The 21,758-nt window shown below is 57.9% G+C and carries 16 protein-coding genes; 10 read left to right on the top strand and 6 right to left on the bottom strand.

Annotated elements, in window-relative coordinates:
* Positions 1-3 precede the first annotated feature (3 nt).
* The 3 genes from metG to ACR0CG_RS15410 all read left to right on the top strand — a co-directional run bounded on the left by metG (position 4) and on the right by ACR0CG_RS15410 (position 6,278).
* Complete coding sequence (gene metG / locus ACR0CG_RS15420) at positions 4-1,722, top strand: methionine--tRNA ligase (RefSeq protein ID WP_480526036.1); 1,719 nt, start codon at positions 4-6, stop codon at positions 1,720-1,722.
* A gap of 236 nt (positions 1,723-1,958) precedes the next feature.
* Entirely contained in the window at positions 1,959-3,137 is a 1,179-nt protein-coding gene (locus ACR0CG_RS15415; RefSeq protein ID WP_480526034.1) for an efflux RND transporter periplasmic adaptor subunit, read from the top strand.
* Positions 3,138-3,140: 3 nt separating this feature from the next.
* Positions 3,141-6,278, top strand: a complete 3,138-nt coding sequence (locus ACR0CG_RS15410) for an efflux RND transporter permease subunit (RefSeq protein ID WP_170616252.1) — start codon at positions 3,141-3,143, stop codon at positions 6,276-6,278.
* A gap of 48 nt (positions 6,279-6,326) precedes the next feature.
* Here ACR0CG_RS15410 and glpD read toward each other — a convergent pair whose 3' ends face one another.
* Positions 6,327-7,922, bottom strand: a complete 1,596-nt coding sequence (gene glpD, locus ACR0CG_RS15405) for a glycerol-3-phosphate dehydrogenase (protein WP_480526032.1) — start codon at positions 7,920-7,922, stop codon at positions 6,327-6,329.
* Between the two features lie 189 nt (positions 7,923-8,111).
* On the opposite strand from glpD, the gene ACR0CG_RS15400 reads away from it, so the two are divergent.
* From ACR0CG_RS15400 to ACR0CG_RS15385, 4 genes are all read left to right on the top strand, one after another.
* Complete coding sequence (locus tag ACR0CG_RS15400; RefSeq protein ID WP_480526031.1) at positions 8,112-8,873, top strand: DeoR/GlpR family DNA-binding transcription regulator; 762 nt, start codon at positions 8,112-8,114, stop codon at positions 8,871-8,873.
* A gap of 209 nt (positions 8,874-9,082) precedes the next feature.
* Entirely contained in the window at positions 9,083-9,445 is a 363-nt protein-coding gene (locus tag ACR0CG_RS15395; RefSeq protein WP_480526029.1) for a DUF3302 domain-containing protein, read from the top strand.
* 21 nt (positions 9,446-9,466) lie between these two features.
* The gene (locus ACR0CG_RS15390) at positions 9,467-10,612 is read left to right on the top strand and encodes an HlyD family secretion protein (RefSeq protein ID WP_480526027.1); all 1,146 of its coding nucleotides are present in this window, start codon (positions 9,467-9,469) and stop codon (positions 10,610-10,612) included.
* A gap of 11 nt (positions 10,613-10,623) precedes the next feature.
* Positions 10,624-12,186 (top strand): efflux transporter outer membrane subunit, encoded by a 1,563-nt coding sequence (locus ACR0CG_RS15385; RefSeq protein ID WP_480526025.1) that lies wholly within the window; start codon positions 10,624-10,626, stop codon positions 12,184-12,186.
* 3 nt (positions 12,187-12,189) lie between these two features.
* Here ACR0CG_RS15385 and mprF read toward each other — a convergent pair whose 3' ends face one another.
* Both mprF and ACR0CG_RS15375 read right to left on the bottom strand, forming a co-directional pair.
* On the bottom strand, positions 12,190-14,799 hold the full coding sequence (mprF, locus tag ACR0CG_RS15380) for a bifunctional lysylphosphatidylglycerol flippase/synthetase MprF (RefSeq protein WP_480526023.1): 2,610 nt from the start codon (positions 14,797-14,799) through the stop codon (positions 12,190-12,192).
* Positions 14,800-14,932: 133 nt separating this feature from the next.
* Positions 14,933-15,361: an Lrp/AsnC family transcriptional regulator gene (locus ACR0CG_RS15375; protein WP_170676737.1), complete on the bottom strand. Its 429-nt coding sequence runs from the start codon at positions 15,359-15,361 to the stop codon at positions 14,933-14,935.
* 86 nt (positions 15,362-15,447) lie between these two features.
* On the opposite strand from ACR0CG_RS15375, the gene rocF reads away from it, so the two are divergent.
* The 3 genes from rocF to ACR0CG_RS15360 are packed head-to-tail and all read left to right on the top strand — an operon-like array spanning position 15,448 to position 18,341.
* Positions 15,448-16,368, top strand: a complete 921-nt coding sequence (gene rocF / locus ACR0CG_RS15370; protein ID WP_480526021.1) for an arginase — start codon at positions 15,448-15,450, stop codon at positions 16,366-16,368.
* Positions 16,368-17,288 carry a citrulline utilization hydrolase CtlX gene (gene ctlX, locus ACR0CG_RS15365; RefSeq protein ID WP_170806199.1) on the top strand — a complete coding sequence of 307 codons (921 nt, stop codon included), beginning with the start codon at positions 16,368-16,370 and terminating at the stop codon, positions 17,286-17,288. Before rocF ends, ctlX begins: the two co-directional genes overlap by 1 nt.
* A gap of 9 nt (positions 17,289-17,297) precedes the next feature.
* Entirely contained in the window at positions 17,298-18,341 is a 1,044-nt protein-coding gene (locus tag ACR0CG_RS15360) for an ornithine cyclodeaminase (protein WP_480526019.1), read from the top strand.
* A 254-nt stretch (positions 18,342-18,595) separates the two neighbouring features.
* Here ACR0CG_RS15360 and ACR0CG_RS15355 read toward each other — a convergent pair whose 3' ends face one another.
* From ACR0CG_RS15355 to ACR0CG_RS15345, 3 genes are read right to left on the bottom strand one after another with little or no spacing between them, the layout of a single operon-like run.
* Positions 18,596-19,999 carry a TRAP transporter large permease gene (locus ACR0CG_RS15355; protein WP_480526017.1) on the bottom strand — a complete coding sequence of 468 codons (1,404 nt, stop codon included), beginning with the start codon at positions 19,997-19,999 and terminating at the stop codon, positions 18,596-18,598.
* 3 nt (positions 20,000-20,002) lie between these two features.
* The gene (locus ACR0CG_RS15350) at positions 20,003-20,632 is read right to left on the bottom strand and encodes a TRAP transporter small permease (protein ID WP_170616227.1); all 630 of its coding nucleotides are present in this window, start codon (positions 20,630-20,632) and stop codon (positions 20,003-20,005) included.
* Positions 20,633-20,691: 59 nt separating this feature from the next.
* A complete protein-coding gene (locus ACR0CG_RS15345; protein ID WP_480526015.1) occupies positions 20,692-21,708 on the bottom strand; it encodes a C4-dicarboxylate TRAP transporter substrate-binding protein in 1,017 nt (338 codons plus the stop codon).
* Positions 21,709-21,758: the final 50 nt, after the last annotated feature.

Below are 21,758 nucleotides of genomic sequence, written 5' to 3'. Positions count from 1 at the left end.
AAAATGGCTCGGATTCTCATCACCTCGGCGATCCCTTACATCAACGGGATCAAGCACCTCGGCAATCTGATCGGCTCGCAATTGCCTGCCGATCTTTACGCACGCTACCAGCGTGGCCGGGGAAATGAGGTCATGTTCCTTTGCGCCACCGATGAACACGGGACACCGGCCGAACTGGCTGCCGCCAAGGCAGGAAAGCCGGTCGCGGAATATTGCGCCGAGATGTACGGCATTCAGGCCGATATCGCCAAGCGGTTTGGCCTGAGCTTCGATCACTTCGGACGCTCGTCCAGCGAGCAGAACAAGAAATTGACGCAGCATTTTGCAGGCAAACTGGATGACGCCGGACTGATCCGCGAAGTCAGCGAGAAACAGGTCTATTCCAACGCCGACAGACGGTTCCTGCCCGACCGCTACATCGAGGGCACCTGCCCCAACTGTGGCTACGAGCGCGCGCGCGGTGACCAGTGCGAGAACTGCACCAAGCAGTTGGACCCGACCGACCTGATCGAGCCACGCTCGGCCATTTCCGGCTCGACCGATCTGGAAGTGCGCGAAACCAAACACCTGTATCTGCGTCAATCAGCGATGAAAGACCAGTTGGATGCATGGATCGACAGCAAGACAGACTGGCCGATCCTGACCACATCGATTGCCAAAAAGTGGCTGCATGACGGCGACGGCCTGCAAGACCGGGGTATCACCCGCGATCTGGAATGGGGCGTTCCGGTCAAGAAAGGCGAACAGGACTGGCCGGGAATGGAGGGCAAAGTCTTCTATGTCTGGTTCGACGCGCCGATTGAATACATCGCCTGCGCCAAGGAATGGGCGGATGCGAACGGCAGGACCGACGCCGATTGGGAACGCTGGTGGCGTACCGACAAGGGTGCCGATGACGTGCGTTACGTTCAGTTCATGGGCAAGGACAACGTGCCCTTCCACACCCTGTCTTTCCCGGCAACCATTCTGGGATCGGGCGAGCCTTGGAAGATGGTGGACCATCTGAAATCCTTCAACTACCTGAACTACGATGGTGGACAGTTCTCGACCTCTCAGGGGCGTGGCGTGTTCATGGATCAGGCGCTGGAGATCCTGCCTGCCGATTACTGGCGCTGGTGGTTGCTGAGCCATGCGCCCGAAAGCAGCGACAGTGAGTTCACCTGGGAAAACTTCCAGCAATCGGTGAACAAGGACCTGGCCGATGTGCTGGGCAACTTTGTCAGCCGTATTACCAAGTTCTGCCGCTCGAAATTCGGCGAGGCCGTGCCTGAAGGCGGTGCATTCGGCGACCGGGAACAGGCGCTGATTGAGGAGCTCACCAAACGTGTTCGCGCTTATGAAGGTCACATGGAGGCGATGGATGTCCGCAAATCCGCGCAAGAACTGCGGGCCATCTGGGTTGCGGGCAATGAATACCTGCAAGCCGCCGCCCCTTGGTCCACCTTCAAGGAAGACCCTGAACAGGCTGCCGCGCAGGTCCGGCTAGGCCTGAACCTGATCCGGCTTTATGCAGTTCTAAGCGCGCCGTTCATCCCCGACACCTCGGCCCGGATGCTGAGCGCTATGAACACGCTGGACACCGGCTGGCCCGATGATATCGCCGACGCACTCAACGCCCTGCCCGCCGGTCACGCGTTCACAGTGCCCGAGGTTTTGTTCGCCAAGATCACCGACGAACAACGCGAAGACTGGCAAACGCGGTTTGCCGGAACGCGCACCTGACCGAACATTCATGTGAAATACCAAAACGGGGGCCGCTTGAGCCCCCGTTTTTGTTTGGCACCGACCTAAATGTACCAACCGGCGGAGAAATCTCTGCATGCATAGTGGAAGGGAACACATTCAAGACACTTGAGATATTGTCTTAAAGCGGCCATCCTGCCACGTAATTCCGCCGACTCAAAAAGGCACACATGCCATCGCGGCGCCTAATCCATAGATTGAACGAGGCTCTTTCCATGTCCCCTGCAGCAAAGCACCCGATTTTCCGTAGCAGCGGAGCAGTCAGGACACTTGGCAAGTATTTTGCCGTTCTGGCCTGTCTGGGCATGGTACAACCTGCACTGGCACAGGAACAAAGCGACGCGCCGCCGCCCAAGGTTTCCATCGCGGCCGCCTATTCCGAGGAAATCACTGACGAGGCCGTGTTCATCGGGCGCGCCGAAGCCATCGACAAGGTCGATATTGTCGCCCGGGTCAGCGGGTTTCTCGACAGTCAGAATGTCGAGGACGGGGCGTCCGTGACCCAGGGCGACCTGCTGTTCACTATCGAACCCGACCTGTATCAGGCCACTCTGGAGGCTCGCAAAGCCGATCTGGATCGGGCCGAGGCCAATCTGGAACTGGCCAAGGTCGATCTGGCCCGTAAGGAAGAATTGTACAAGCGCGACGCGACGCCGGAATCGGAACGCGATATTGCCCGCGCCAACGAACTGGTCGCCGAGGCCGAGGTGAAAGCGGCCAATGCCGCCATTCAACAGGCAGAACTGGACCTGAGCTACACTGAAATTCACGCGCCTTTCACGGGCCGGATCGGACGGGTATCCACCAGTGTCGGCGACGTCGTCGGCCCGACCAATCCGCCACTTGTCAATCTGGTCAGCGAAGCGCCGATCTATGTCAATTTCTCGCTGAACGAAAAACAGTTCACCACGGTTCTGCAGGCCGTCGATGAAAACGCCTCATCCCTGGCCGAAAGTAACAAAAGCCCGGTGGTCAGGGTGACGCTGCCCAATGGCACAGAGCTGGACGAAACCGGCGAGATCGTATTTGTCGACAACCGCATTGACCCGCTGACCGGTGCCATCACCGTCCGCGCCCAGTTCGACAACGAAAGCCGCCTGATCCTCGACGGTGCATTCCTGAATGTCCATATCGAGGCATTGGAGCCCACCTTGCGGGTTCTGGTCCCGCAGGCTGCACTGCAACGCGATCAGCGCGGCGAATTCGTTCTGGTCGTCAACGACAAACAGATGGTCGAACAACGCTATATCACCACCGGCGATACATTCGGCACCGCCATCATCGTGCTTGACGGGCTGCGCGAGGGAGAAAGCGTCATCGTCGAAGGGCTGCAAAGGGTTCGCCCGGGTGTCGCGGTGGATGCGGTTGTCGCATCCGAGCAGCCGGGAGAATAACGGATGTTCTCAGCCCTGTTCATCAGCCGGCCCAAGCTGGCGCTTGTCATCTCGCTTGTTCTGACGATCATGGGCGGCATCGGCTACCTTGTCCTGCCGGTCGCCCAGTTCCCTGACATCACGCCACCTGTCGTCAGCGTCACGACGACCTATACAGGCGCGAACGCTGAAACCGTGGAAAACACCGTGGCCGCCCCGATCGAGGCGCAGGTCAACGGTGTGGACGACATGATCTACATGACGTCAACCTCATCCGATAACGGATCGTATTCGCTGAACATTACGTTTGAAGTGGGCACCGACCCTGACATCGCTTCGGTCAACGTGCAAAACCGCGTGGCGCAGGCCATGTCGTCATTGCCGACCGAAGTGACTGCATCCGGCGTGGTTACACAGAAAGCATCGACAAACATGTTGCTGCTTGTAACGCTGACATCGCCCAATGGCACTTATGACAGCGTCTTCCTGTCGAACTATGCCTCAATTAACCTGAAGGACGCGCTGGCGCGTGTGCAGGGTGTAGGTAAGGCGGATGTTCTGACCAATCTGGAATACGCCATGCGGATCTGGATGGATCCCGACAAGATGGCCGCGCTGTCCATTACGCCCGGCGATGTGATCAACGCCATCCGCGAACAGAATATCGAAGTTTCGGCAGGTTCAATCGGGTCGCCGCCCGTGCCGGAAGGACAAACATTCCAGTACACGATCAAGACCAAGGGACGCCTGACATCGGCTGCCGAATTCGGTGAAATTGTCATTCGGACCGGTGATGCGGGCTCGATCGTTCGGGTCCGGGATATCGCGCGAGTTGAACTTGGCGCCCAGTTCTACTCGGCTTCGGGGTATTTCCAATCTGTACCGGCCACCGTGCTTGGCATTTATCAGGCACCCGGAGCAAACGCGCTGGCCGTGTCCGAGCGTGTGCAGGCGGAACTCGAACGTTTGTCTCGCGCCTTCCCGACAGATGTCGAATATCAGGTGCCGTTCAACACCACCGATTTTGTCCAGCAGTCGCTGAACGATGTGGTCTCGACCCTGATCCTGACCTTCATTCTGGTGATCTCGGTTGTGTTCGTTTTTCTTGGCAGTTGGCGCGCAACGATTATCCCGGCTGTGGCGATTCCCGTGTCACTGATCGGGACGTTCGCCTTTCTGCTGCTTTTTGGGATGTCGCTGAACACGATCTCTCTGTTTGCATTGGTGTTGGCCATCGGGATCGTTGTGGACGACGCCATCGTTGTCGTTGAAAACGTCGAACGGATCATCGCGGACGAGGGCCTGCCCCCGGCCGAGGCAACCCGCAAGGCGATGGGTCAGATCACCGGACCGGTCATCGCGACCACTCTGGTTCTGCTGGCCGTCTTTGTGCCCGTGACTTTCATGCCCGGTATCTCGGGACGATTGTATTCACAGTTTGCCGTCACAATCTCGACCGCGGTGGTGATTTCGTCGATCAACGCGCTGACGCTTTCGCCCGCTTTGTGCGGCCTTGTGCTGAAAGAACGCTCTGGCCCGCCCAAAGGCCTGCTTGCCGTGTTTGAGAAATTCATTGGCACGGTACGCGGCGGGTATGTCGCCATTGTGCGCAAACTTCTGATCCTGCCGGTCATCGCGCTGGGTGTCATCGTTGCCCTTGCCATGGGTACCGGCACGATCATGTCGAACACGTCCAGCGGCTTTATCCCGCTTGAGGACAACGGCTATCTGTTTGTCGACGTTCAATTGCCGGACGCCGCCACATTGGAACGGACCGAAGCCGTCACGCGCCGTGTGGATGCGCAGATTCAGGAAATCCCCGGTGTCGCAAGCACGGTTCTGGTCAACGGGTTTTCTCTGCTGAACGGAACAATCACCAACGGTGCTGCGATCTTCGTAAATCTCGACAATTGGGACGATCGGCAAGAGGACGACCTGAGCGCAAATGCCATCCTTGCCAAAGTTCTGGCAATCGCAAACGGCGAATCCGCTGCATCGATCGTGGCGTTCAACCCACCGCCCATTCAGGGTCTTGGCATGTCCGCCGGTGTCGAGATGGAGGTTCAGCAGACCGGTGGGGGTACGCCCCAGGATCTGGCCTCGGCGGTAGGATCGTTCGTGTACGCAGCCAATCAGCGCCCGGAAATCGGTCAGGCCTATACCACTTTCCGCGCGAATGTCCCGCAGCTGTTTGTCGATCTGGACCGCGAGAAGGCCAAGACACTGCAAGTGTCCGTGGCCGAGATCTTTCAGACCATGCAGGCGCAGTTGGGGTCGTACTATGTCAACGACTTCAACCTGTTTGGCCGGGTCTATCGCGTGATGATCCAGGCGGACGGCACCTATCGCGACAATGTCGAAGACATCTCCAACCTGTATGTGCGGTCCACCAAGGGTGAGATGGTGCCTCTTGGCACTTTGATCGACGTCGAGAACGTGCTGGGGCCGGTCCTGCTGAAACGTCACAACCTGTTCCGATCCGCGACCGTGACAGCAGTACCCGCACCGGGGCTGTCCAGCGGCGACGCGATCACTGTGATGACCGAGGAATCGGCAAACGCCCTGCCCCCCGGTTACGCCTTCGAATGGACCGGGACCGCGCAGCAACAATTGGCGTCGGGCAGTCTGGTTATAGTGATCCTGGGACTGGCGATCCTGTTCGGCTACCTGTTCCTTGTCGGACAATATGAAAGCTGGACTTTGCCTGTCTCGATCCTGCTGTCTGTTATCGTCGCCCTGTTCGGAGCCGTCGCTGCAGTGGCCATCGTGGGAAGTGACATCAATCTTTACACGCAGATCGGGATGATCATGCTTGTGGGGCTTGCCTCGAAGAACGGCATTCTGATTGTCGAATTCGCGATGGAACAACGCGCCAATGGCCTGTCGATCAGAGACGCGGCGGCCGAGGCCGCATTCCAGCGTTTCCGCGCCGTGATGATGACCGCACTTTCGTTCCTGCTAGGCGTTGTGCCATTGCTTGCAGCCAATGGCGCGGGCGCGGCCAGCCAGAAGGCCATCGGCGTGGCTGTATTTGGCGGAATGCTGGCGGCAACGCTGGTCGGCGTCATTCTTGTGCCTGTCCTTTACGCTCTGATGCAAAGCCTGCGGGAATGGGTCAAGGGCACCCGGAATGATCCGGCTCCACCGAAAGAGACTGCATAAAACAGAACAAAGAAGCCCCGCATTTTCCGCGGGGCTTTTTTCTGTCCATCAGGCGGATACGGCTACGCCTGATCGTTTCCGCTCATCCATCCACTGCTGAATGCGCGCGATCTGTTCACTGCTCAGGCGCAGACCCAATTTGTTCCGCCGCCAAATTGCATCCTCGGCATTACGCGCGAATTCCCGGTCCATCAGCCACGCCAGTTCACGAGCCGTCAACGAAGCTCCAAACCCCTCCCCCATATCTTCTGCGTTTTGTGCCTCGCCCAGCATCAGCCGCGCTTCGGTTCCATAGGCCCGGATCAGACGGCGCGCCCATTTTTCGTCCAGAAAACCGTAATCCGATCGCAAACCCTGAACCAGATCCTCTATCCCGTCGACCGTAAAATCACCCCCCGGCAACGCGACACCAGCGGTCCACGGCCCGGACAGAGCCGGGAAATGTTCGGCAACCTTTTCCATCGCGCTTTCGGCCAGCCGGCGATAAGTCGTGATTTTTCCGCCAAAGACATTCAGAACAGGCGCACCGCCCTGTGAATCGACCTTGAGCGTATAATCCCGCGTCGCGGCCGTAGCACTGCTGGCCCCGTCATCATAAAGCGGGCGTACGCCGGAATAGGTCCATACGACATCCTCGCGCGATACGGGTTGATCAAAGTACTTCGAGGCGAACGCACACAAATAGTCCTGCTCGTCCTCGGTGCAGACCGGCAGCTGGGACGGATCGGGATGATCCTGATCGGTGGTTCCGATCAAGGTGAAATCCTGCTCATAAGGAATTGCAAATATGATCCGGCCGTCTTCGCCCTGAAAGAAATAGCATTTGTCGTGATCGTATAGCCTGCGCGTCACGATATGACTGCCGCGAACCAACCGCACGCCATCGCGCGAGTTCATGCGGATTCTGGTCTGAATAATGTCGCCGACCCAGGGGCCGCCGGCATTGATCAGCATCTTTGCACAAATGACACTTTGGGTTCCGCTGTCCCGGTCTCGAACCGTTACACGCCACAGCCCGTCAACGCGATCTGCAGACATGACTTCGGTACGAACCATGATCTCGGCCCCGCGTGCCTGCGCATCGCGGGCGTTCAGGACGACTAGGCGAGAATCCTCGATCCAGCAGTCGGAATACTCGTAGGCGGTTTCGAATTTACCCTGCAAAGGCCTGCCTTCCGGCACCGATCGCAGGTTCAGCGACGATGTGCCCGGCAGGATTTTGCGCCCGCCGAGATGGTCATAGAGAAATAGACCCAACCGGATCAGCCAGGCCGGACGCCTGCCCCGCATCCATGGCATCACTGTGCTGAGCAGCCGCGAAGTCGGCGTTTCCGCGTCAAATCGCATGTCCTTGTGATAGGGCAGCACAAAGCGCATTGGCCAACTGATATGCGGCATGGCTCGCAGCAGGGTTTCGCGTTCGATCAAGGCCTCTCGGACTAGGCGAAACTCGAAGTATTCGAGATACCGCAACCCACCGTGAAACAGCTTTGTCGATGCCGACGACGTGGCCGAGGCCAGATCGTTCATTTCAGCCAGGCTAACCGAAAGACCCCGCCCGGCGGCGTCCCGGGCGATTCCACATCCGTTGATCCCCCCGCCGATGATGAAAAGGTCGGTGATCGGGTTCTCCTGCGCTTCCATAGCTGGTCGATTCTCTGTCTGGAAAAACTATGCGCATTAACCGTAACCGCCTTCGCTTCGTCAATTATATTTTTCGTTTTCTTTCGTTTTTGCGAAATTTGCGCCGCGAATTGACCCAACAATCCATTCCTCTTGAAAAAATCGAAAAAAAGAACAAAAACGAATACACCTTAGAACACAGGAGTTTGCATGTCTCTTTCCTTCCGTCAGTCCGACATACTGGAAATCGCTCGCCAACAAGGGCGAGTGACTGTCGAAGGGCTGGCGGAACAGTTCAGCGTGACGGTGCAGACCATTCGCAGGGATCTGGCGGAACTGGCTGACATGGGGAAACTCGACCGGGTCCACGGCGGCGCCGTTTTGCACTCGGGCGTTTCAAATATCGGTTACGAAGACCGCCGGGGCCTGAATGAAGAGGCCAAGTCCCGTATTGGCGAAATATGCGCAGACAGCATTCCGGACGGGGCATCGGTATTCATGAACATCGGAACCTCGACCGAAGCTGTCGCCCGGCATCTGCTGGACCACAAGAACCTGATGGTCGTTACCAACAACATGAATGTTGCCAACATACTGGTTAAAAACCCAGAATGCCGGGTCGTGGTGGCGGGTGGGGTCCTGCGCCGCTCTGACGGCGGCCTGATCGGAGATTTGACGGCCTCGACCATCCGGCAGTTCAAGGTCGATTACGCTATCATCGGATGTTCAGCACTGGATGCCGATGGCGATCTTCTGGATTTCGACTTTCAGGAGGTTCAGGTCAGCCAGACGATCATCGCACAGGCACGGCAGACGTTTCTTGTGGCGGATCAGTCCAAGTTTCAACGCACCGCCCCGGCGCGAATCGCGTCGCTTGCCGATATCGGGATGTTCTTCACGGACCACGCTTTGCCAAATGATCTGAAAGCTAAATGTGAGGAATGGGAGACTCAGGTGAAGCTCTGCCTTTAACCTGCGGTACAGACTACATTTCTGCCGGTTTCATTGCCCATTCCTTGCCAGATATCCAATCGCCTGCCAGTATCGGGACAATTTACGGTTGTTCTAGCCTTTGGGGTCACTTGATTTGGGCCTGATCCCGCCGGGCAGAGACAATTCGATTGACGTACCGGGCACCTACGCCTGAGGATGGGGTACCTTCCCAAAATGGAGGCACGAGCATGGGGTTACTGGGTCAGCCGCTGGAATTTTATGACTACCTGACATTTGTCGCGCTGATATTGCTGCTTGCGGCGGTCATGGGCTTGTTCCTGTTCATCATGGGTTTGCCCGGTCGCATCGCGATCAAGCGCAATCACCCTCATGCCGAAGCCGTCAAGATCATGGGCTGGATGGGTTTTTTGGCCATCGTGCCCTGGGTTCACGCCTTTATCTGGGCTTTCCACGACGGTGTAACCGTTGATTTTCGCCGCGGACCAGATGAAGAAAAAAATGCTATCCGGAATGAAATCAAACGGTTGGGCGGCGTCGTAAAACCGGAATACCGCGACGCGCTTGATACAGACGACGCGCAGAAAAGCTAAGGCCAAAGGAAGTCAAAACACATGTTCGTCGCCCTTGGCATCACGCTGTTTTACATCATTTTCGTCTGGTTCATTTTCTTCAAGGCGCAATGGCTGAAATTCAATATCGTCTGGGGCATCGTCTCGTTCTGGGTCGGCGCACATTTGCTGCTGATCTTTCTGGTCGCCTTGCGGTTTTTTCAGCCATTCTCGATCGACAGTCATGTTGTCAGGTCAACTATCCAGATCGTTCCCCGTTTGACGCAACCAACGGTGTTGACCGAGGTTCTGGTTGAACCCAACACCGATGTCAAAAAGGGCGACCCGCTTTATCGTTTTGACGACACGGTGTTCTCGCTTGCGGTGGACAACGCGACAGCCCAGCTTGTTGCCGCTGAACAAAATGCGAAAATTCTTGAACAGGATGTCATAGCCGCGTCCGAGGCAATTGAGCGTGCAAATGCGCAGTTGGCCTATGCGAAGACCCAACAGGCCCGATACGAGAATCTTGTTCCTGCGGGCGGCGCCCGTCAGGATGAGCTTGACCGATGGAACGAGCAGGTCACTGAGGATCAGGCCCAGGTGCACGAAGCCGAAGCCAATCTTGAAAAAGCAAAGCTGGCGCAAGCCTCGCAGATTGACGGCGTTAATACCGGTATCCTGCAGGCCCAGTCGCAGTTGGACGAAGCCAAGTATTTCCTTGATAACACGACGATCTACGCGCCCGAAGACGGCATGATTGTTTCTCAGCAGGCCCGGCCCGGCCTGGTTGTCGGGGATATCCGTCTGGGTGCAATTGCAAGCTTTGTAACAAAAGACAATCCCTATGTCCTGGCCACCTACCGTCAGCAGAACCTGAAATTCGTCGAACCCGGTCAGCCGGTTGAGGTGGCGCTTGACCTGTATCCCGGCGAAATCCTGACCGGCAAGGTCGAGGCGATCTGGTGGGCAACCCGGCAAGGTCAATACCTGCCTTCAGGCCGCCTGCCGGGCTTTGAACTGCCCAAATTGCCCGGACGGATCGCCGTACAGATTTCGGTCGATATCCCTGAAGGGCACACCTTCCCTGCGGGCGGTCACGCGGCAGTGGCGATTTATACCGGTCAGGGCAAGAGTTTTGAGTTTCTCAGGCGCATCAACATCCGCCTTTATTCCTTCGCCAACTTCATCCGACCGCTGGATATTTGAGGACGCGCATCATGATACGGGCCAGAACCTTCCGCAGACTGATGGGCAGCGCGCTTTGTGTCGTGACCTTTGCAGCCTGCACTCCGGTTGGCCCGGACTTTGTGCGCCCGAACTCTCCGGTCGTCAAACAATGGATCGAAGTGAACAATCCCAACACGGGGCAAAGCGGACTGACCTCGCGCAGCGCGCCCGTGGTAAAATGGTGGGAAACTTTCAACGACCCCACCCTGAACAGACTGATCGCCGAGGCCTACGCGCAAAACCTGACCTTGCAGGTGGCCGGGGCACGTGTGCTGCAGGCGCGGGCGCAGTTGGGCATCGCGTTTGGAGAGCTTTATCCGCAATCGCAGGCAGTCGGTGCCTCGCTTGAAAGGCGGCAGATCAGCGACAACCTCAATCCAGTGTCCGATATCAACCGCATCATCCCGCTGGACACGGAGTTTTCGACTTCGCAGGTCGGGTTCGACGCGCAATGGGAACTGGATGTCTGGGGCGCGCAGCGGCGCGGCGTTCAGGCTGCACGGTCCAATCTGGCGTTGCAGGTTGCCAACTATGACGATGCCCTTGTGACGCTGACAGGTGACGTTGCCGCCCTTTACGTCAATATCCGCGCCCTGCAGGAATCCCTGGTCGTTGCACAGGAGAATATCCGACTTCAGCAGGAATCTGCGGATCTGACGCAGCTGCGGTTCAACAACGGCGTCACGACCGAGTTGGATGTACAGGAATCCACCGCCTTGCTGAACAATACAAAAGCGCTGGTTCCTGAACTGCAAAGCGACTTGCAGCAAGCCAAGAATGCGTTGGCCGTCTTGCTTGGGCAGCCGCCATCGGACTTGACCAGCCTGCTTGGAAATTCTGGCCGCATCCCCTCGGCACGGTCCAATGTCGCGGTCGGTGTCCCTGCCGAATTGTTGCGCCGTCGCCCGGATGTGCGGGCCGCTGAACTGGCAGCGGCAACGCAATCCGCGCAGGTCGGGATTGCGATGGCCGACCTTTATCCGCAGTTCATCCTTTCGGGTTCAATCGGTCTGCAGGCATCGGGCGGGCGCGACCTGTTCAACGCCAACAGCACCACCGGGCTGGCCAGCGCGGGTGTCGTCTGGAACGTACTCAACTATGGTCGGATCAAGAACAACGTGCGGGCGCAAGACGCCGCGTATCAGGCCCTGATCGCCAACTATCAGAACACGGTCCTGACCGCCTATTCCGAAGTTGAAAGCGCCATGGTCGCCTATGCGCAGGCCCGCAAGCAAGTCGAATTCTATCAGAACAGTGTCACGGCTTCACGCCGGGCGGCCGAGATTGCGATCAGCCAATACCGTGATGGCATCGCCAGTTATTCGCGGATTCTGAACACGCAAACCGCCCTGTTGCGGTCGCAAGCCAACCTGATCAGCGCACGTCAACAAGTGTCCAGCAATCTGGTCGCCGTTTACAAAGGTTTGGGCGGTGGATGGCAGATCCGGCAGAATCAGGAGTTCTTGCCCGGTACCGTTCTGGCCGAAATGGCATACCGCACCGACTGGGGTGATCTGCTGGAAAAGACCCCGACCGGTGTCAGCCTGAACTAGGTTCTATTTTGTCAGCCCCCGCAACCCGCCAGAGATCAGAATATTCACCTCGTAGAGGATGCGTGGCGCCGCCAGCCCGCCGGGGCTTGCCAGATAGTTCGGGCTCCACTCGGGGTCGAATTTCTGTTTGAACGCGCGCAGGCCTTCGAAGTGATAGAACTGCTCGCCGTGTTCGTAAACAAACCCCCCGATCCGGTTCCAGAGCGAAGCCAGTTGCCGGTTTTCGATCCCTGAAAACGGCGCAGCCCCGAGCGAAAACCAGTGGAACCCCTGCTCGGACCCCCACACCATCATCTCGGCGAACAAAGCATCCATGACGAAACTGGCGCTGTCAGGCTCATAACGCATCAGGTCCAACGACAGTTCAGACTTGTTCCCGCCCTGAAACAGATTGGCGAAGGCCACGATCCTGCCCGTCTCGGCATTGCGCAGAACGGCGTGATCGAAATACGAAAGGTAATCGTCGTCGAAACCTCCCAAGGCAAAGCCCTTCTCTTCGCCTGCCTTACCGGCCAGCCAGTGATCCGAGATTTCACGCAATTCCGGCAAGACCGGTTTCAGGTCTTCCTTCGGAATGATCTCGAACACATAGCCATCACGTATGGCCCTATTCTTGGCCTGACGAAACCGCTTACGTGACTTGCCGTCCAGCGAAAACCCTTGCAGCGGAACCCGCGCGACCTCGCCAATTTTCAGGATCGAAAGGCCCAGATCCAGAAAGGTTGGCAAGTATTTGGTCGAAACACTGTAGAAAGCACACAGCTTGCCCTCGCGGTCCGCCCGTTCACGCAATTGCCAGATCAGTTGTTGACCCGCGGTCTCATCGCCCACAGGCTCGCCCTTGGTGATCAACGCGTTTCCGGTGTCGGCATAGGCAAGAAACGCGGTTTCATCCGGCGAAATCAGGAACTGCTTGTCGCCAGTCAATGAAATCTGGGCTTCGGTGTCTTCGCTTTGCAACGCAAGCCGTTCCACCGCCTCCGGTATTTCGGTTCGCACCGGAACCGGGATTTCGCGCCCGAACAGGGAATTGACAGCCACCACCCCAAGGATAACCGCGACCACCAGACTGGACCTGAGAAAACGCGAGGCATCGCCGTTCCAGGCGAACTCCCACCACAGGGCGTTTTGATATTCAACGTGCGAATACGCGAACAAACCGATCCAAAAAATCACCGCCATCAGTGCCAGCACACTGACCAGCCATGGAATATTCAGACGGAAAACCGACGCGCCGCTGACCCGGTAAAACGCGCTGCGAAACACGGCAAGAACGGCAATGGTCACCACCATACTCAGCGCTTCATGGATATCCAGGCCGCGGGTGAGCGAAGCGATGAACCCGGCCACCATCAGAACCATCGCGACGACCCAGGCGCGATAGAGCTTACGGAACAAGCCGCGTGATACGAGGATCAGCAGAACCCCAACCACACTGCCCGCCAGATGCGAGGCTTCGACGAACGAAAGCGGCAATACCTCGCGTAACGCGCCAAGGCTTTGGGAATTGGACGGCAGCGCGCCGGACACCAGTAATACAACGCCCGCCACTGCTGAAACGCCAGCTGCAACCATTGGAACAATCGGGCGAAAAGCGCGGTAGACCCAACTGGCTGCTCCGCCAATCCTGTCGCGCTGTGTCAGCGCATAGGCCACTGCAATGGACAGGCTGGCGATGACGAAGGGCAAAAACGTGTAAACCACGCGATACAGCAACAAGGCTGCGATCACATCCGATCGGCCAGAGGCGCCGAGACCCGCGATCAGTGTAGCCTCGAACACACCGATCCCGCCGGGTGCGTGGCTGAGGATACCGACGGCAATTGCCGCCACATAGATGGCAAAGAAATACGGAAACCCGACGCCCAGATCGTCTGGCATCAGAACATACAGAGTCATTGATGCGCCAAACAGATCCCCTACTGCCGCCAGCGTCAAAAGGCTGGCCAGCTTTCCTCCGGGCAGGTTGAAGCCAAACCCACCATACGCCAGACGGCGCCCGCCGCTGGCAAGCCAGACAAACAGAGCCGCCAACCCGGCCAGCAGGCACAGGCCGATTACGGTTTCGGTCGTTTCACTGATCGGAAGAACCTGAGATATCCCGTCCGGATGCAACGTCAGCAAGATGCCAAGGATCAGGACCATGCCCATCCAGAAGGCCACCCACGAGGTCGCGATAACCCCGGCCACACGGGCCAGATCCAACCCAAGCGACGCATAGATCCGATACCGGATCGCGGTTCCCGTGATGTAGGAAAACCCCAGACAGTTTGACACAGCATAGCCACTGGCCCCGGCCATTCCGGCGACCGGCAGCGGAACCTTGTCTTCCGCCAAGCTTTTGACCGCAAACACATCGTAAAAGGACAGCGACAGAAAACTGAATGCGGTCCAGCACAGCGCGAAAAACATGAGCTTCCAGGACGTACCCGCAATATCGGTCTGAACGTCGGACCATTTCACATGCGAAGACAACTCGTGCAGGACGGTCAGCGCAATGATCGTGATAAGGATCGGAACCGCGATACGAACCCAGGGTCTTTCCAGCATGGCCGCAGCCTTCTCGGCCATCCGCAAAACCCGGGAATCGTCACTTGTTTCCTGTACGGTCATCACGACATTCCCTGCTTCAAACCAATCGCGTATTCGGAACTAAAGCCGCTAAAGCCTGCCCGATCGCCCAGGCGGAGTTTGGCACAATTTCCTTACCATTCAAAGCGCTACAGGCAGCAAGTTCGCCACCCGGTCAGACGCGCCCCTTCCGCGTTGAAAGCAAGAGGTTGGTTTCGGACCGCGTGATCCCTTCCATCCGCCGGATCTGAAACAGAACCTCGTCCAGTTCCGCCAGCGTTTCGGCCCCGATCTCGGCAATCAGGTCCCAGCTGCCATTGGTCGTATGAACTGCTCTTACCTGTCGCATGGCGGCGATCCTTGCCATGGTCCGCTCGGTTCCCCGGCCTTCGATTTCCAGCATCATCAGTCCCCGAACCGGGCTTTGCGCAACATCGCGCCGCGTCAGAACGGTAAAGCCGACGATCTCTCCGGACTGTTTCAGGCGATGCAGTCGACTGCGGACGGTTGTTCGCGTCACGCCCAGAATCTGCGCCAGTTCCGACAGCGAGGCGCGCGCATCCCGGTGCAATGCGTTCAGCAGCTTGCTATCCAAATCGTCCATCGTCGCTTACCAGTTTGTGTATCGGGGTTTCTTTTTGAGCACTTTGCTATCTTCCGGGATGCCGTGTTGAAAGGTTAGACAAACACATGGCTAATGAAAACATAATACTTGTCGGCGCCCCAATGGACGCCGGAAAACGTCGGCAGGGATGCCGCATGGGTCCTGATGCCTATCGCGTCGCGGGTTTGCAGAAGGCCCTGTTGGATCTGGGCCACAACGTGTCGGACCTCGGTGATGTCCGCCCGGACGACGTCGCAACCGCCGAGCATCCTCACCTGTTCGCCTTGCCCGAATGTGTCGGTTGGACCCAGGCGCTGGGCCGTGCGGCGCAAGAAAGCGCCCGCCAAGGTTTGCCCATCTTCATGGGGGGTGATCACGCGCTTTCGATGGGTACGGTCGCAGGAATGGCAACCCACGCGCACAGCATCGGACAGCCCCTCTTTGTTCTGTGGCTGGATGCCCATAGCGACTTTCACACGCCCGACAGCACCGGCAGCGGCAATTTGCACGGCACCCCGGTCGCCTATTTCACCGGTCGCCAGGGGTTTGACGCTTTTCCGCCACTCACGGCACCTGTGCCCACCAACCGTGTCGGCATGATCGGCCTGCGCTCGGTCGATCCGGCGGAACGGGCCGCGCTGGAACAGGACCGCGCCATGCTGGCCGATATGCGCAGCATTGACGAAAATGGCATCAAAGCACCGCTGATGGCCTTTCTAGACCGCGTCCGCGCAGAAAACGGTATCCTGCACGTCTCGCTGGACGTCGACTTTCTTGACCCCGCCATCGCACCTGCCGTGGGCACCACCGTTCCCGGCGGCGCGACCGAACGGGAAGCGCATCTGGTGATGGAACTACTGCATGAAAGCGGCCTCGTCCGCTCACTGGATCTGGTGGAGTTGAACCCGTTTCTGGATGAACGCGGCCGAACCGCAAAACTTATGGTCGATCTGGCCGCCTCGTTACTCGGTCGCCGCATCTTCGATCGTCCAACCCGGAGTTTCTGATGCAGTCGCTTCAAGCCCCTTCGGCCGTCGTGATGATCCGGCCGCATGCATTTGCCTCGAACCCGGAAACGCACGGGGACAATGCGTTCCAGACACTTGCCAGCCGTTCGGCGACCGCAACCTCATCTGCGGCGCGCGATGAACATGATCAGGCAGTCGCGCAACTGCGGGCCGCAGGTGTCAGGGTTCACGTCTTTGACGATCACGGAGAACTGGACACACCCGACAGTGTGTTCCCGAACAACTGGTTTTCGACCCATCCCGGTGGGCATGTCGCGATCTATCCGATGTACGTTCCCTCAAGGCGGCGCGAACGCCGTTCCGACGTCATCGAGATGCTGAAACAGGAATACCGGGTTCAGGACGTGATCGACTATTCCGGACTGGAACAGGACAAGCTGGCGCTGGAAGGCACCGGCGCGATGGTCCTGGATCACATTGGTCGGGTTGCTTACACGGTAAAATCAAACCGCGCCGACCCCGTTCTGCTCGAACGGTTCTGCACTCACTTCAACTATGAGCCTATTGTTTTCGAAGCGAAAGATGCCCAAGGGCGCGATGTCTATCACACCAACGTTCTGATGGGTATCGGCACCGAATACGCGCTGATCTGCCTAGACATGATCACCGACCCCGAGCGACGCGCGACAGTCAAAGCCAGGCTGGAGGAAACCGGTCGTGCAGTCATCGACCTTACCCACGATCAGATCGCGGAATTCGCGGGCAACGCCATTGAGCTGGCTGGCCAAGACGGTCTGGTCCTGGCTTTGTCCAGCCGGGCGCTGGAAGCGCTGACGCCCGAACAGATTTCCATAATCGAAGCCAGTGCAAAACCACTGCCGCTTTCGGTTCCCACAATTGAAACAGCGGGTGGATCCGTGCGCTGCATGATCGCAGGCATTCACCTGTCCCGCCGATAGGAGACCCCGATGCAACCTTCTGACAAGGCGCTTGTGCCCTTTGTTTCCGTCGACAACATGATGCGCCTCGTCCATCATATCGGCCTTGAAAAGATGATCACGCAGATTGCCGCGCAGATCGAATCTGATTTCAAGCGATGGGAAAGCTTCGACAAAACGCCCCGAATCCCCGCCCATTCCCCCCATGGCGTGATTGAATTGATGCCAACTTCGGATGGTGAGGCATACGGTTTCAAGTATGTGAACGGGCATCCAAAAAACACGTCCGAGGGTCTGCAGACCGTGACCGCCTTCGGGTTGCTGGCGGATGTCTACACGGGCTATCCCACCCTCTTGACTGAAATGACCATGCTGACGGCCCTGAGAACGGCAGCAACCTCTGCCTTGGTCGGCAGCTATCTGGCACCGAAATCCGCAACGACGATGGCCATGATCGGAAATGGCGCTCAATCCGAGTTCCAGTGCCTGGCGTTTAAGGCAATGTGCGGCATCGACACTGTGCGGCTGTATGACACCGACACGAATGCAACGGCCAAATGCGCGGCAAACCTGCAAGGCAAGGGTCTGACTGTTGTATCCTGCAAAACGGCAGAAGACGCCATCGAAGGCGCACAGATCATCACCACTTGTACAGCTGACAAGAAATACGCCACCATTCTGACGGACAACATGGTCGGTCCCGGCGTTCACATAAACGCAATCGGCGGTGATTGCCCGGGCAAGACCGAGTTGCACAAGGATATCCTGCTGCGTTCGGAAATATTTGTTGAATACCCCGAGCAAACGCGGATCGAAGGCGAAATTCAGGCCCTGGACTCAGACCACCCCGTGACTGAAATCTGGCAGGTGATGACAGGCCAGGCCAAGGGGCGCACGGATGAACGGGCGATTACACTATTCGACAGTGTCGGTTTTGCGATCGAAGATTTTTCTGCCCTTCGTTACATCAAACGCGCCATCGAAGAGACAGACTTCTTCGAGCCGTTGGACATGCTGGCGGACCCCGACGATCCACGTGACCTCTATGGCATGTTGATGCGCGCCGAAACCTGAAACCAGCTGGGGGTTTCAATGGTCAAGGGCGCGCTGCCCCCGCCGCCCTTCGGGCGACTCCCCCGGGATATTTTTGGCCAGATGAACAAGGGATCCGCTCTCCGACCATTGGTCCGGAGAGCTTCACCTGGCGCGGTCATCGGCATCCCTGCCTGTACCGCCAATCCCGTATCCGACAATTTGATTAAAGATCCGTTACTTCATCTGGCCAAAAATATCCCGGAGCGCGAGGCAGAGCCTCGCAAAAACCCAGGTCAACCAGCCAGGGACGGCAGATAGAGTACGATACCCGGAAAGGCCACAAGCAGGGCGATGGTAACGGCATCGGCCACAAAGAACGGTGTCACGCCCTTGAAGACATCCTGAACACTGAGATCAGGACGCACTCCAGCCACAACAAAGCAATTCAGCCCGATTGGCGGCGTGATCAGGCAAAACTCGGCCATTTTGACCACCAGAATTCCAAACCAGATCGCACACATCGGGCCGGACATTCCAAAAGCACTCTCGGCAGCGCTGACAGCTTCGCCGCCGTTCAGTGCCATTACCGCAGGGTATACAACAGGCAATGTCAACAACAGCATGCCGATCGCGTCCATAAACATTCCAAGCACGGCATAGGCCAACAGGATGCAGATCAGGATCAGCATGGGTGACATTTCAAGCGACGTGATCCAGTCGGAGAACGCTCCGGGCAGATCGGCGAAACCCAGAAAACGGACGTAGATCAGAACGCCCCAGATGATCGAAAAGATCATCGCCGTCAGCTTGGCGGTTTCCAGCAGCGCCGACTTCAATTCACCCCAGCGCATGCCGTGATAGATGGCAAAGCAGAAAACGATGAAGGCTCCGATTGCTCCGCCTTCAGTCGGCGTGCCCCAGGCTTTTTCGCCAAATGGGTTGTAGACAAAACAGATGATGATCAGGATCACCGCGACGATTGGCATTGCCCCAGGCAGCGATGCGAAACGTTGCTTCCAGGTAAAGCCGGTGACCGGCGGGCCGACTGATTTGAACACAACGGCGATGCCGACAATCAGGCCCCCATAGATGACCGCCGAGAACGCGCCGGGAATAAACCCGGCCAGCAAAAGCTTGCCAACGTCCTGTTCAACGATGATTGCATAAATTACAAGGATGGCGGACGGAGGGATCAAGGAAGCCAATGTCCCGCCGGCGGCGACAACGCCGGCTGCAAATCGCTTGTTGTACCCGACCTCCAGCATCTCGGGGATTGCAACACGGGCGAAAACGGCAGACGTGGCGACGGACGCGCCCGAAACGGCGGCAAAGCCTGCGGTGGCGAATACGGTCGATACCGCCAGGCCACCCGGAACCCAGGCAATCCAGCGCTTTGCCGCCTCGAACAAGGCGCGGGTCAGCCCGGCATAGTAGGCCAGATAGCCGATGAGTATGAATGTCGGGATCAGGCTGAGCGTGTGCGAGGCCACCTTGGAATGCGGCACCTGTCCGGCCGTTTTCACTGCCACCGTCAGCGCCTTGCCAAAGCGGTTGGGGTCATATCCGAACTTGGCCCAGAAAATCCATACCAGCCCAACAAGCCCTGCCAGCCCCGCCGCAAAGGCGACGCGCATTCCCGTGACCACCAAAAACAACAGGCCGCCTGTGACCCACAATCCGATTTCAATCGTGTCCATGAGTCAGCCTTGCCCTTCGAACTGATCGGCCTCGGCTGCGGCTTGTGCGGCCGCGTCCTGAATAAGAGGCACAGCGACCGGGTGATCCAGCCCCAGAACAAACGCGCGCCCATATCCCCAGATCTGCAAAACTAGACGCAGGCACAGAACGGAGAACGCCACCGGAGCCAACAGTTTGGCCGGCCACAGAGGGATACCAATGTCGATGGAACTGTCCCTGCTCCACATCGGCGCGGCAAAATCGAACGACCGCTCGAAATGGGACCAGCTGCCCCAGACAAGGGCCATCATCAGGACGAGGATCAAGACGACGGAAATCGTCTCGAAGAACCAAAGCGCCCGGCCGCGAAGACGCGCGATGACGATGTCCATGCGAATATGCCCGCCATCTCGCTGTACGTAGGAAACGCCCAGGAATGCGATCAGTGGCATCGCCTGTTCAATCCAGTCGACATAGCCCGGCAATGGCGCGTTAAGCGCATTCCGGCCGCTCACCGATACAACGGCAAGAACCATCAGCGAGAAAACCGCCAGACCGCTGATCAGGGCCAGCAGTCTTTCTGCCCGAAGAAGATGCTGGTCCAGACGGCTGAGACGGCTGCCATCCTCCAGCACGGTGGCCTGTCCCGCCATCCTGCTTTTTCCTTGTCGTTGAAGAGAACCGGACGCCCGATGGCATCCGGTTCATAACATCAGTTTCCGCCGCGTTGCTGCTGCAGTGTCGACTGAACAAGATCGTACAGGTCCTGCGCAGGCAGACCCTGATCGGTCATGTCGGCAATCCACTGTTCGCGGATCGGATCTGCCGCCTTGGCGCGGAACTCCTGCAGGACGGCATCGTCAATCATGACTTTCTGAACGCCTTTTTCCTCAAGAACACCGTCCCACTTTTCAAGCAGGGCCCCGTAATTGGCCAGATAATGATCGATCGCCTCGTCAATCGAACTGTCCAGTGCTTCGCGATGTTCTGCCGGAAGCGCCTCATAAGCGTCGATGTTCACCACGACCGGGCAGTTTACGGTGCCAGGGTTCAGGTTGGCCGTCCACCAGTCGGCTTCGTTGATGGTGCCGAAGGACAGGTGTGCGTGCTGGGCAAATGCCACAGTATCGACAACCCCGGATTCCATCGCATTGAACGCTTCTGTGGCGGGCACGGATGTTGGCACGCCCCCTACGGCTTCAAACGCTTTGCCCAACCCACCGGTCGCGCGCACGCGCATACCATCAAAAGCGGCAAGAGTGTCGCGCGGCTCGCCCGTGCCGACAAGGTTATACTGCGGCATGGGCGACGTCATGATGATCCGGGCGTTCCACCGCGCCATTTCTTCTTTGACGGCCGGGTGGTCATAAACCGCGTGGCTGACCGCCACTTCCTCGTCCAGATTGTTCACGCCCAGAAACGGAAGTTCGAGAACGGTGATCGCCCTGTTCTTGTCCCTATGGTAGCCCGCACAGAACTGCGCCACTTCAAATGCGCCGATCTCGATCCCGTCCAGGTTTTCCCTGGGTTTTGACAAGCCGCCATAGCTGACGTTGATCGTGAACTCGCCGCCGGTCTTTTCGGCAACCAGTTCGGACAGCTTTTCAACATGCTCTGTAAATGCGCGGCGCTTGCCCCAGACCGAGGCGTTCCATTCGGTCGCAACGGCTTCGCCTGCAAAGGCCACGCCAATGGCCGCGACGGCGGCGGCGCTTAACATCCTGTTCATAGTGATCTCTCCCTGTGATGCGCCCCTTGGTCAGAGCGCTTGGACATAAA

The sequence above is a fragment of the Ruegeria sp. AB8 genome, assembly GCF_056542605.1.
Note: the sequence above shows the minus strand (reverse complement) of the source record. Positions and strands in the feature narration are given on the sequence as shown.